At 64.2% G+C, this 11,818-nt stretch carries 10 protein-coding genes; 6 read left to right on the top strand and 4 right to left on the bottom strand.

The genetic code is table 11. From position 1 onward, the window contains the following. The first annotated feature begins 37 nt into the window (after positions 1-37). The 5 genes from C7G42_RS15325 (at position 38) to soxA (ending at position 3,512) form a co-directional block, all read left to right on the top strand. Complete coding sequence (locus tag C7G42_RS15325) at positions 38-1,309, top strand: NAD(P)/FAD-dependent oxidoreductase (protein ID WP_106949815.1); 1,272 nt, start codon at positions 38-40, stop codon at positions 1,307-1,309. A 241-nt stretch (positions 1,310-1,550) separates the two neighbouring features. Beyond that, the gene (soxX, locus tag C7G42_RS15320; RefSeq protein ID WP_245427741.1) at positions 1,551-1,946 is read left to right on the top strand and encodes a sulfur oxidation c-type cytochrome SoxX; all 396 of its coding nucleotides are present in this window, start codon (positions 1,551-1,553) and stop codon (positions 1,944-1,946) included. 8 nt (positions 1,947-1,954) lie between these two features. After that, positions 1,955-2,422: a SoxY-related AACIE arm protein gene (locus tag C7G42_RS15315; protein WP_106949814.1), complete on the top strand. Its 468-nt coding sequence runs from the start codon at positions 1,955-1,957 to the stop codon at positions 2,420-2,422. After that, on the top strand, positions 2,422-2,739 hold the full coding sequence (gene soxZ, locus C7G42_RS15310) for a thiosulfate oxidation carrier complex protein SoxZ (protein ID WP_106949813.1): 318 nt from the start codon (positions 2,422-2,424) through the stop codon (positions 2,737-2,739). Before C7G42_RS15315 ends, soxZ begins: the two co-directional genes overlap by 1 nt. After that, on the top strand, positions 2,736-3,512 hold the full coding sequence (gene soxA, locus C7G42_RS15305; protein WP_199580925.1) for a sulfur oxidation c-type cytochrome SoxA: 777 nt from the start codon (positions 2,736-2,738) through the stop codon (positions 3,510-3,512). Before soxZ ends, soxA begins: the two co-directional genes overlap by 4 nt. A 52-nt stretch (positions 3,513-3,564) precedes the next feature. On the opposite strand, the gene C7G42_RS15300 is transcribed toward soxA, so the two are convergent. The 4 genes from C7G42_RS15300 to C7G42_RS15285 form a co-directional block, all read right to left on the bottom strand. After that, complete coding sequence (locus C7G42_RS15300) at positions 3,565-5,232, bottom strand: regulator (RefSeq protein ID WP_106949811.1); 1,668 nt, start codon at positions 5,230-5,232, stop codon at positions 3,565-3,567. A gap of 10 nt (positions 5,233-5,242) precedes the next feature. Continuing rightward, positions 5,243-5,941: a cysteine hydrolase family protein gene (locus C7G42_RS15295; protein WP_106949810.1), complete on the bottom strand. Its 699-nt coding sequence runs from the start codon at positions 5,939-5,941 to the stop codon at positions 5,243-5,245. 278 nt (positions 5,942-6,219) lie between these two features. Then, complete coding sequence (locus C7G42_RS15290; RefSeq protein ID WP_106949809.1) at positions 6,220-6,600, bottom strand: hypothetical protein; 381 nt, start codon at positions 6,598-6,600, stop codon at positions 6,220-6,222. A gap of 489 nt (positions 6,601-7,089) precedes the next feature. Continuing rightward, positions 7,090-8,046: a hypothetical protein gene (locus tag C7G42_RS15285; protein WP_106949808.1), complete on the bottom strand. Its 957-nt coding sequence runs from the start codon at positions 8,044-8,046 to the stop codon at positions 7,090-7,092. A 167-nt stretch (positions 8,047-8,213) separates the two neighbouring features. Between C7G42_RS15285 and C7G42_RS15280 the strand changes: the two genes are divergently transcribed. Next, positions 8,214-11,690, top strand: coding sequence for an indolepyruvate ferredoxin oxidoreductase family protein (locus C7G42_RS15280; protein WP_106949807.1), 3,477 nt, complete (start codon positions 8,214-8,216; stop codon positions 11,688-11,690). The last annotated feature ends 128 nt before the right edge of the window (positions 11,691-11,818 follow it).

Raw genomic sequence — 11,818 nt, 5'->3', positions numbered from 1 at the left:
CCACGACGGCCGCCGCGGCATTTTGCGGACAAGATTCATGAATGCGCCGGTGACACGGCGGAATGCCGTGCTCGGCATCACCGCCGCGGCCACATCGTTTGCCGCCCCCTCGATCCTGCGCGCGCAGTCCGCGGGACGTGTCGTCGTGGTCGGCGGCGGATTCGGCGGCGCGGCTTGCGCCCGCGCGCTGAAGAGCGCGCAGAAAAAAATGCAAGTGATCCTGATCGAGCCCAACGCGGTCTTCACGTCCTGCCCCTTGAGCAACGCGGTGATTGCGGGCCTTCGCGACATCGAGGCACAGCAGTTCGGCTACGACCAGATTGCCGCCGATGGCGTCACGGTGATCGGTCAGGCCGTGACCACGATCGACCCGGAGCGGCGCAGCGTCGTGACGAATGATGGCGTCGCGCTGCCCTATGACCGCCTCGTGCTCTCGCCCGGCATCGACTTCCATTTCGAAGCGCTGCCTGGCTATGACGATGCCGCATCGGAGACGATGCCGCACGCATGGAAGGCCGGCGCGCAAATGCTGTTGCTGCGCAGGCAGTTGGAGGCAATGGCTGACGGCGGCACGGTCGCCATCGCCGTTCCGGCCAATCCCTCGCGCTGCCCGCCCGCACCGTACGAGCGCGCCAGCCTGATCGCGCATTATCTGAAGGCGAGCAAGCCACGATCAAAGGTCCTGGTGCTCGACGCCAAGGACAATTTCTCCCAGCAGCGGCTGTTCGAGAAGGCGTGGAAGGAGCTCTACGGCGACATGATCGAGCGGATCGGCCTGTCGCAAGGCGGTCGCGTCACCTCGGTGGATCCTTCGACCAGAACCATCGTCACCGAGTTCGGCAATTACACACCCGATGTCGCCAACGTGATTCCGCCGCAACGCGCGGGACGCATCGCCGAGACCGCGGGCGCTGCGGATGCGACCGGCTGGTGTCCGATCGATCCTGTCACGTTCGAATCGAAACTCGTCAAGAACATCCATGTCATCGGCGACGCCTGCCTTGGCGGCGGCATCCCCAAATCGGCATCAGCCGCAAGCGCGCAAGGCAAGGCCTGCGCTGCCGCGATCGTCGCTGGGCTCGACGGCCGCACGCTGGAGCCGCCGCGGCTGACCGGCGTCTGCTACAACACCGTCGCCCCCGGCTACGGCTTCTCACTCGCGGGAAATTACCAGCCCAAGGGCGACATCTTCGCCGAGGTCGAGGGCGGCGCCACGAGCCCGGTCGATGCGCCGCGAGAGTTGCGGGCCCGCGAGGCGGTGGAGGCCGAACGCTGGTTTCAAACCATCACGACCGACACTTTTGGCTGATGCGATGGTGAGACGAGCCTATCGCCGCGAACAAGGTGCGCTCCCTCCCCCGCCTGCGGGTGAGGGCTGGGGAAAGGGTTTCTCAACTTGCGAGGACCCCCAAGAGTACAGAGCCCTCACCCTCGCCTTCGGCTCGACCTCTCCCGCAAGCGGGAGAGGTAAGAGGAGTTCGCGGCGCCGCCGCGCAACCCGTTCGACATCTGCGATTGCAGCATTCATTGTAGCGAGCCTCGCCTTCGCCTTGCCTACCAAGGCGGACGAACTCGCCCCCTACAAAGTCGTCGGCGACGGCATCCCGCAATCGCTCACCGGTTCGCCCGGCGACGTCACGCGCGGCCGCGCGCTGGTGCTGGCGCGCACTACGACCTGCATCCTCTGCCATTCCGGACCCTTCCCCGAAACGCGATTTCAGGGCGATCTCGCACCTGACCTCACCGGCGCCGGGAACCGATGGACGACGAGCCAGTTGCGGCTTCGACTGGTCGATGCGTCGCGCTTCAACGCGGAGACCATCATGCCGTCCTATTATCGCGCCGACGGCCTCGCGCGTGTCGGACGCAATTTTGCCGGCAAGCCGATCTTGTCGGCCGCGGAGATCGAGGACATCGTGGCTTTTCTTGCAACGCTTCGCGACTAGGACTGTTCATGCCAACCACGCGACGACAATTTTTGAGCCTCGCCGGAGGTGTCACCGCCGCCGGGACGATCCCGATCGTCACCCTGCGTCCGCTTCGGGCAACGCCAGCGATGCTCAACACCGCGATCCGCAACGTCGTCGGCGAGGCGCCGATTCGCACCGGAAAGGTGAAGGTCGACATTCCCCCGCTGGTCGAGAACGGCAATACCGTGCCGATGACGGTAACCGTCGCAAGCCCGATGACGGCTGACGACCACGTCAAGAGCATCCACGTCTTCAATGAGAAAAACCCACAGCCCAACATCGCCAATTTCTATCTCGGCCCCTCCTCAGGCCGCGCCCAGGTCGCGACCCGAATCCGGCTCGCCGACACCCAGAAGGTGGTGGCGATCGCCCGCCTCTCCGACGACACGTTTTGGCAGGTCGCCGTCGATGTCGTCGTGACGCTGGCCGCCTGCACCGAGGAGATGAACTGATGGCCGCGCTCATCAACGTTCCCGCCAAGGCCAGGCGCGGCGACGTCATCGAGATCCGCACGCTGACCTCGCATATCATGGAGACGGGATTCCGCCACACCGCGGACGGCAAGCTGGTACCGCGCGACATTATCACGAGCTTCACCTGCCGTTACAACGGCACCGAGATCTTCCGCGCCGATCTGTTTCCGGCGATCGCTGCCAATCCCTATCTGTCCTTCTTCGCGGTCGCGAAGGAGAGTGGCAGGTTCGAGTTCGAATGGATCGGCGACAACGGCTATTCGTCAACCGCCTCGGCATCGATCACTGTCGAATGAGCGTTTGGCGCGCGATAGCCGCGGCGGCCTTGGTCGCCGCGGCCCCTGCCCTCGCCGGCGAGATCCCGCCCGATGCGCGCCGCTCCGGCTATTCCTTCATGGGTCCCGACACGCGCGCCATGCAGGACGACGATACCTCCAATCCAGGCATGCTGTTCGTGCTCGACGGCGAACAGCTATGGGGCAAGAAGACCGGCAGCGCGGAGAAAGCCTGCGCGGATTGCCACGGCGATGCGCGCAGCAGCATGAAGGGCGTCGCGGCACGCTATCCCGCCTTCGACAAGACGCTTGGCCGCCCCGTCACGCTCGACCAGCGCATCAATCTTTGCCGCGCCAATCATCAGAAGGCTGCGCCCCTGCCCTACGAGAGCCGCGACCTGCTGGCGCTCTCCGCCTTCGTCGCCCATCAATCGCGCGGAGCCGCGATCACCGCCGGCGACGATCCGCAGGCAAAACCCTTCGTGGAGCAGGGCCGCGACCTCTTCATGCAGCGCGAGGGCCAGCTCAACCTCGCCTGCACCAATTGCCACGATGACAATTTCGACAAGCGCCTCGCGGGTGCGCCGATCACGCAGGGACAGCCGACCGGCTATCCGCTTTATCGCCTGGAATGGCAGACGCTGGGATCGCTGGAGCGGCGCTTACGCAGTTGCATGAGCGGCGTGCGCGCCCAGGCCTACGATTACGGCTCGCCCGAGCTGGTCGCGCTCGAGCTCTATCTGATGTCGCGGGCGCGTGGCCTGCCGATGGAGACGCCGGCGGTGCGGCCCTGAGACGAAAGCGGCCGGCGACTGCCGGCCGCTTTACAGAAGTCCGCACCGGTAACTACTCCGCCGGCGCGGCCGACATCTCCGGATGCGCGGCATAGTGTTCGCTGGCGCCGAGCTTGCTGGCCGCGAACAGGCCGGCGGCCATCGCGGCATAGGCGAGCGCCACGGCGGGCGTGACGCCAAATCCGCCGCCGATGCCGACGGCCTCGCCGTGCATGAAGCCGAAATAAGTGAGCACGGCACCGACCAGAGCAAAGGCCGAGGCCTTCTCGAAATCGCGTTCGATGATGAAGACGCCGATCGCACCCAGGACGAGGCCGCCGAGGATGGAGCCGCCTCCCATCACTTCAAGGCCATGATAGAACACGCCCTGCTGCGGCAGCGCGGCGATCGCGGCAGCCTTCACGGCGTCGGCCTTGTCGGCGGCCATGCCGCCGACGGTGGCCGCCGCATTCATGGTCGAGCCAAGCATGGTGTCGATCTGGAGCTTGGCCCAGGCAGCCAGATGCGGCGTCAGCGCCAGCACGATCGCGGGCGCGTGCTTCACCGGCGTGGTCTGGAACGCCTGGGCGCCGATCAGCATGCCGATATAGAGCAGGATCGGCGAGATCGCGACCACGGGCACGAGTGCCAGCAGCACCGAGATGATGCCGAACCAGGCCAGCACGATCACCATGAGGCCGGTCGCGGCGGAGTAACCGATGCGGCCACCCATCGCCTTCCAGCCGGGATGGCCGATATAGACGGCGTTGATGAAGGGATTGCCCATCAGGCAGCCGATCAGGCTGACGACGCCGTCGGCCGTGAGCACGCGCGTGGTCGGATATTCGTCGCCAGCCGCTTCCGCGCTCTCGACATTGTCCATGGCTTCGACGAGGTCGTAGATGCCGAACGGAATGGCGGTGACGAGGATGATGCCGAGGAATTCGAAGCCTGAGAATACGTAGCCCACGGCAGGAATCGGCACCGAGAAGCCGAAATTGGCGAAGGCATCGCCGACGCCCTTCACGCTCAGGCCGCCGAGACCGAGCCCAAACAGGTTCGAGCCCCAGGCGATGATCATGCCGACCGCGATCGCGACGAGGCCCGCGGGAATGCCGCGCCAATATTTCACGCCGCCGAACCAGCTCACCAGGATGATGGCGAAGCAGACCAGACCGATCTGCGGCGTCATGTACATCTCCAGCGCCGGCCGCATCGAGATGAAGGTGACGGATACGCCGGCAAGCGTGCCGAGCAGCGCCGCGCGCGGCGTGATCTTGCGAATGAACGGCGCGATGAAGCCGCCGATCATGAGAATGAAGCTCTGGAAGAACACCCAGACGAGGCCGGCCGACCAGCCCTTGAGCGGGTCACCGGTCTTGATCGTGATCGGCAGCATGATCACGAAGGTGACGATGAACATGTGCGGCACGCTGACGCCCGAGGGCAGCGCGCAGACGTCGTTGCGGCCGGTTCTCTGCGCGAGTCGATAGGCGAGGTAGGCGTAGTAGAAGGTCGAGAGGCACATCATCAGCCCCAGTGCGGGCAGGATGCGGCCGAACACCAGACTGTCAGGCATCTTCAAGACGAAGCGCAACAGGCCCGTGAGCACCAGCATGTTGACGAGGATGTTGGTGCCGAAGCCGAAGAACGCGTTCCAGTCGCCCGATGTCCATAGTACCGGCTTGAACTCGGACTTGTTCAGTTCAGACTTGCCGGCTGTCCCCGTCAATGTGCTCATGACAATCCCCCTATGTGGTCGAAACCTTCATTGCCTCCAGGACCGCAGCTGAGCTCGCGACCCAGCCGAAGATGCCGCCTTGGGCCTTGATCATCTTCAGGCCCATCTCGTGAAATTCGGGGAAGTAGGACGCGCAGCCGTCCGACATGACGACGCAGCGGTAGCCGCGGTCATTGGCCTCGCGCACCGTGGTGTTGACGCACACCTCAGTCGTGACGCCGCACACCAGCAGGTTCTCGATGCCGTATTTCTCCAGCACGTCCGTAAGCTCGGTGGCGTAGAACGCGCCCTTGCCGGGCTTGTCGATCACGATCTCGCTGTCGAGCGGATAGAGCTCGGGAATGATATCGTGGCCGGCCTCGCCGCGGATGAGGATGCGGCCCATCGGGCCGGGATCGCCGATGCGAAGGCTCGGCGCGCCGCGCTCGACTTTGGCCGGCGGCGCATCGGAGAGATCGGGCAGATGGCCCTCGCGCGTGTGGATCACCAGCATGCCGGTGTCGCGCGCGGCCGTCAGCACCGCGCTGATCGGCTTCACCGCGCGCGCAAGCTGGCTGACGTCGTTGCCGAGCGTCTCGCCGAAGCCGCCGGGCTCCATGAAGTCGCGCTGCATGTCGATGATGAGGAGCGCGGTGCTCGGCCAGTCGAGCTTGATCGGCTCGGGCTCGGCGCTGATGACGCCCCGTGTCGGCTTGCTCGAGTTCAGCATGACGCTCGCCCCTCGCGAGAACTCTCTTTGCCGGAGTTGTGCAAGCGCCGTGCCATTGTGTACAATTGCGATGGGCGCCGAGGTGCGGAAAAATTCGCAGCGTCGTCAAAATCTTATGGGGCGAGCGCAGGTTTGCTTATTCACTGTGCGACCGCATCGCCCCACGCAATTTGCTCAAGTCTTGGGCGGACTGTTTGCTTTCTCGACCGCAGCGCCTGGGTCAGACGAAGCGTTGCGGGCAGCTCTGCGCGAGGTCGCCAAGCTCTCGCAGCCGCAGCTCAGGACCACTGGCCGATCCAGAGATTATGCCCCGACACTCCGTCGAACTGCGTTCCGCCCTGGCTGACGTAAATGTCGATGGGCGTTGGATTGAGATTGGTCTGGAGGGAGAACTTGTTGCCTGCGACGGTGTAGGCCGCACTGGCATCAGTCTTGTCGTTGAGCGTCACCTTGCAGGTCCCGGACGAGGCATTTTGAACATGCAGAAGCTGGACTTCTATGGTGAAGGTGCCGCTGCTTCCGAATGCACTGTACGAGCCGCTGAACGCTGCGAGGTTGGAGTTGAACGAGGTGAAGCTGCCAGATCCGACCTTGAACAGCCCCACATAGATCTTCAAATTCCCCGTATGCGTTCCGAAATATTGATCCAATCCAACCATAGCCGTCCTCCTCAAAGCGTTTCCACGAGATCCTTGATTGCCTTCGCCACCTTGTCGCGGTTCTCCTTCGAGTTGGCTTTCTCGATCTTTTCGCCGATCGCTACGATCCGCATGGCCGCCTGCCAGATCGCGTTGAAGGACGGCGCATCGTCCTGGCCCGACGCGATCTTGGCGAGATTGGTGTTGATCTTCTCGAACGCATCCAGAAGGAGGTGCGTGACGGTTAGAAAAGGATGACCTGCGACGGCTGGGCTAATTTCGCCCGACTTGAAAAAGATTGCTTGTAAAACGAGTGACCGAACCGGGAATCTTATTCTCCGCTGGTACGCAAAAATCTTCGGAAGCTCGTCGCTCGGCGAAATTCATGATGCCACACAGAAACGCGCCCTCGAATAGACAGCTCTCCCCCACCCTCTGGTTGCAATCTTTCTAAATTTAGCGAGGTTGTCAATCGTGTGGAAGCTCGATCGCTGGCCTGACGACGGGCTGTCAGTTGCGCCCCACCCCGTACAGCTGCCGATACTCTTCTTCATACGGCGCATAGGAGTCCTTCAGCGTCGCCATATTCAGCAGCATGGTCGCCACCACAACACCCGCCTTGTCGAACACACGCGTCCTGGCCCATGCGCTCTCGGTGCGGCCGCTGCCCGAGAGCGCGACCACTTCGCGCTCGACCTCGTAGTCCTCATCGACGAAGAGCGGGCCCTTGACCAGCCGGATCTCCTGATCGGCAAACAAGCCGACGGCCGGCCCCTTGACCGGCAGTGGATCATCCTTCGAGCGGTACTGGAACAGCACGCTCAGCATCTCCATCGGGATGATCGGTCTGCCCCAAGGGTTCAAAGAAGGGTTGCCGGCGCCGGAATAGAAGGGCGAGTTTTCGGTGATGACGGCGAGCTTCTGCCGCAGCGAGAAAGGATAAAGGTCGCCCATGGTCTGATCGAACGCCATGCGGACGGACTGCCGCTTGCCGGTCACACCCACTTGCACATCGCGAAGGATCACGGGGTCAGTGAGCGGCTTGAGTTCGCGCAGACGCAGGTCAAGGGCAGTCGGGCTCTCGACGATTGAGGCCGTCCCCCGCAGCACCTCGGTCCCGTCGCGCTTGACCATCTGAATTTGACACTCTGGTTGCTCGTCTGAGGAGGCCATCAGGATCGCCTGCACCTCCTCGCCCTCGTAGCAAACGCTGCGGTAATGCGCAGAAATGCAGCCGGTTTCAAACCAGGCCGGCCCCCATTGTCGCTCGCACAACCGTGCAAACTGGCTAAAATGCGTCGGCCCCTCGATGGTACCGCCTTTGAAGCCGAGCTTCTGCGCTGTTGCGTCATCGTGAATCGAGGCATGCGCGTCGTAGGTTTGCGCCTGTAACATCTGGCGCGGCCGACGCCACGGCCCGATCAAGGCGCCTCCGGTTTGCGAAATTTGAATGTCGAACGCCGTCATGCTCTTCTCCGCTAGCAAGCCATGACTAGCAGGAGCGCCACGGATGCGGCCAGCGATATTGACTTCGCTGGCCCATGCTCTTGACTGTGCTCCTCCGCTTCGCAAAGCCGCAAGCCTCCCGCGGCGCAAAATCCCTTCGCCGGACCACGACAACAAGGATCCCCGAAATGACGCTGTTGCAAGTCGAGCTGGACGATAAATACCGGCTCGAATCGAAGCGGATCTTCCTGTCCGGCACACAGGCCCTGGTCCGCTTGCCGATGTTGCAGCGCGAACGCGACCGGCTTCAGGGCCTCAACACCGGCGGATTCATCTCGGGCTATCGCGGCTCCCCACTCGGCATGTACGACCACGCGTTGTGGCGCGCGAAGTCGCACCTCGCCCAGCATGACATCGCCTTCGTCCCCGGCCTGAACGAGGATCTGGCGGCGACCGCCGTCTGGGGCAGCCAGCAGGTCGGTCTGTTCCCCGGCGCCAAGGTCGATGGCGTGTTCGGCATCTGGTACGGCAAAGGCCCCGGCGTCGACCGCTCGGTCGATGCGCTCAAGCATGCCAATGCGGCCGGCACCTCACTCAACGGCGGCGTGCTCGCGCTCGCCGGTGACGACCACGGCTGCCAGTCCTCGACGCTGGCGCATCAGAGCGAGCAGGTATTCGCGGCGGCCCTGATCCCCGTGATCAATCCAGCGACGCTGCAGGACTATCTCGACCTCGGCCTCTACGGCTTTGCGCTGTCGCGCTTCTCCGGCTGCTGGGTCGGCTTCAAGGCCATCAGCGAGACCGTGGAAAGCTCCGCCTCGATCGACAGCGACCCCGCGCGCATCAAGATCGTGATGCCCGACGATTTCGAAATGCCGCCCGGCGGCCTCAACATCCGCTGGCCTGATCCGCCGCTGGACGCGGAGAGGCGCCTGTTCGGGCCGAAGATGGCCGCCGTGCAGGCCTTTGCCCGCGCCAACCAGCTCGACCGCATCGTGCTCGATTCAAAGCCGGCGCGGCTCGGTATTGTCGCGACAGGCAAGGCCTATCTCGACCTCCGCCAGGCGCTCGCCGATCTCGGCATTACAGACAAAGACGCGCAGGATCTGGGCCTGCGCATCTACAAAGTCGCGCTGACCTGGCCACTGGAGGAAAGCGGCGCCAAGCGCTTCGCCGACGGTCTGCAGGACGTGCTCGTGGTCGAGGAGAAGCGCGGCTTCATCGAAGACCAGCTGATGCGCATCCTCTACAACATCGATGCGTCGAAGCGCCCGACCGTCACCGGCAAGCGCGACGAGCGCGGCGCGCCGCTGCTGCCGAGCGAGGACGAGCTGACGCCGACCATCGTCGCCGGCGCGCTGGTGGCGCGCTTGCGCAAGCTCGGCCATCACAGCCCCGTGCTGGAGCAGCGCCTCGCTCGGCTGGAGGCCTTCGACAATCCGGTCACCACCAGCACCCAGATCAAGCTCGCGCGCACGCCGTTCTTCTGCTCGGGCTGTCCGCACAACACCTCGACGCGCGTCCCCGAGGGCAGCCGCGCCATGGCCGGCATCGGCTGCCACGGCATGGCGCTGAGCATGCCGACCCGCCGCACCGATTTGATCTCGCATATGGGCGCGGAGGGCGTGAACTGGATCGGCCAGTCGCCCTTCACCACTGAGAAGCACATCTTCCAGAACCTCGGCGACGGCACCTACACCCATTCCGGGCTCCTCGCCCTTCGCGCCGCCTCGGCGGCCGGCATCAACATCACCTACAAGATCCTCTACAACGACGCCGTCGCGATGACCGGCGGGCAGCCGGCCGAAGGCGCCTTCAATGTCGCGCAGATCGCGCATCAGGTCTGGGCCGAGGGCGTCAAGCGCCTCGCAATCGTCTCGGACGATCCGAGCAAATACCCGCAAGGAAACTACTTCCCGCAAGGCGCGACCATCCATCACCGTCGTGAGCTCGATGCCGTGCAGCGCGAACTGCGCGACGTCGAGGGCCTCTCGGTCATCGTCTACGACCAGACTTGCGCCGCGGAAAAGCGCCGCCGCCGCAAGCGCGGGCTCTATCCCGATCCCGCGAAACGCGCCTTCATCAACGAGCTGGTCTGCGAAGGCTGCGGCGACTGCTCGCAGGCCTCCAACTGCGTCTCGGTGCAGCCGCTGGAGACCGAGTTCGGCCGCAAGCGCCAGATCGACCAGTCGAACTGCAACAAGGACTTTTCCTGCGTCGAGGGTTTCTGCCCAAGTTTCGTCACCGTGCACGGCGGCACGCTGAAGCGGATGAAGACCTCCGCAGTCGATTCCGGCCAGCTGTTCGCCGATTTGCCGCTGCCGCCCGCACGCGAGCTGGACGCGCCCTACAACATCCTCGTCACCGGTATCGGCGGCACCGGCGTCATCACCATCGGCGCCCTGCTCGGCATGGCCGCCCATGTCGACGGCCGCGGCTGCTCGGCGCTCGACTTCACCGGCCTGTCGCAGAAGAACGGCGCGGTGATGAGCCATGTCCGCATTGCCCCCAAACCGGAGGACATCTCCGCGGTCCGCATTACCACGGGCGGCGCCGACGTCATCCTCGGCTGCGACATGATCGTCTCGGCAGGTCCCTCCGCGCTCAGCCGCGCCGAGCGCGGCGTGACCAGGGCCTATGTCAACGCCGACCTGCAGCCGACCGCGAGCTTCGTGCAAAACCCCGATCTCGATTTCGAGATGGGCACGATGCAGACCGTGCTGCGCGACGCCATCGGCGACAACAACCTCGACATCATCGACGCGACAGGCATTGCCTCCGCGCTGATGGGCGATTCGATCGCGACAAATCCCTTCATGCTCGGCTTCGCCTTCCAGAAGGGTGCGATCCCGCTGTCGCTGGAGGCTCTGCTCCGCGCCATCGAGATCAACGGTGCCGCGATCGAGATGAACAAGCTCGCCTTCAGTTGGGGGCGGCTGGCCGCCCACGACATGTCGCGGGTTCGCAGCGTGCTCCAGTTCAAGAGCCGCGCGTCCGCTCCGACCAAGTCCCTCGACGACATCATCGCGACCCGCACCGAGTTTTTGACCGGCTATCAGGACAAGGCCTATGCCGACCGCTATCTCGCGGCCATTGCCAAGGTGCGGAAGGCGGAGAGCGCGGTCTCGCCGGCCTCTACCGAACTGACCGAAGCGGTCGCGAAAAACCTGTTCAAGCTGATGTCCTACAAGGACGAGTACGAGGTTGCCCGGCTCTATACCGATGGCAGCTTCGGCAAGAAGGTGTCGGAGAAGTTCGACGGCGACTTCACGCTGAAATACCACCTCGCGCCGCCGATCTTCGCGAAGCGCGACAAGACCAGCGGACATCTACAGAAGCAGGAGTTCGGCGGCTGGATGCTCCACGCCTTCCGTGTTCTCGCCAAGCTCAAGTTCCTGCGCGGCGGCGCCTTCGATCCGTTCGGCCGTACCGAGGAGCGCAAGACGGAGCGCAAGCTGGTGGCGGATTATCTGGCGATGATCGACCAGCGGATGGCCGGGCTGAAGGCAGTGCAGATCCCGCTGTTGGCAAGACTCGCAAGGGTGCCCGAGACCATCCGCGGCTTCGGTCACGTCAAGGAAGCCAACGTCAAGCTCGCGGCGGCCGAGACAGCGCGGTTGGAAGCGGAGCTCGAGAACAGCCGCTTTGCAGCGGCGGCGGAGTAGCGGTAAGAGCCCGCGCCCCTCCACGTCATTGCGAGGAGCTCTTGCGACGAAGCAATCCAGACTGCCCCCGTGGAGGGTTTCTAGGATTGCTTCCGCCTTCGAAGGCTTCGGCGGACAAGTCGCTACGC

Source organism: Bradyrhizobium sp. MOS003 (genome assembly GCF_003020125.1).
Lineage (GTDB): Bacteria > Pseudomonadota > Alphaproteobacteria > Rhizobiales > Xanthobacteraceae > Bradyrhizobium.
The sequence above is the reverse complement of the archived record's forward strand: the minus strand, read 5'-3'. Positions and strand labels throughout refer to the sequence as shown.

Bases quoted from the DNA above. Each gene is read 5' to 3' on its own strand.
- C7G42_RS15285 (WP_106949808.1), bottom strand. From the start codon at position 8,046: ATGACGGCGTTCGACATTCAAATTTCGCAAACCGGAGGCGCCTTGATC.
- C7G42_RS15315 (WP_106949814.1), top strand. From the start codon at position 1,955: ATGCCAACCACGCGACGACAATTTTTGAGCCTCGCCGGAGGTGTCACC.
- C7G42_RS15325 (WP_106949815.1), top strand. From the start codon at position 38: ATGAATGCGCCGGTGACACGGCGGAATGCCGTGCTCGGCATCACCGCC.
- C7G42_RS15295 (WP_106949810.1), bottom strand. From the start codon at position 5,941: ATGCTGAACTCGAGCAAGCCGACACGGGGCGTCATCAGCGCCGAGCCC.
- C7G42_RS15290 (WP_106949809.1), bottom strand. From the start codon at position 6,600: ATGGTTGGATTGGATCAATATTTCGGAACGCATACGGGGAATTTGAAG.
- C7G42_RS15300 (WP_106949811.1), bottom strand. From the start codon at position 5,232: ATGAGCACATTGACGGGGACAGCCGGCAAGTCTGAACTGAACAAGTCC.
- C7G42_RS15280 (WP_106949807.1), top strand. From the start codon at position 8,214: ATGACGCTGTTGCAAGTCGAGCTGGACGATAAATACCGGCTCGAATCG.
- soxZ (WP_106949813.1), top strand. From the start codon at position 2,422: ATGGCCGCGCTCATCAACGTTCCCGCCAAGGCCAGGCGCGGCGACGTC.
- soxA (WP_199580925.1), top strand. From the start codon at position 2,736: ATGAGCGTTTGGCGCGCGATAGCCGCGGCGGCCTTGGTCGCCGCGGCC.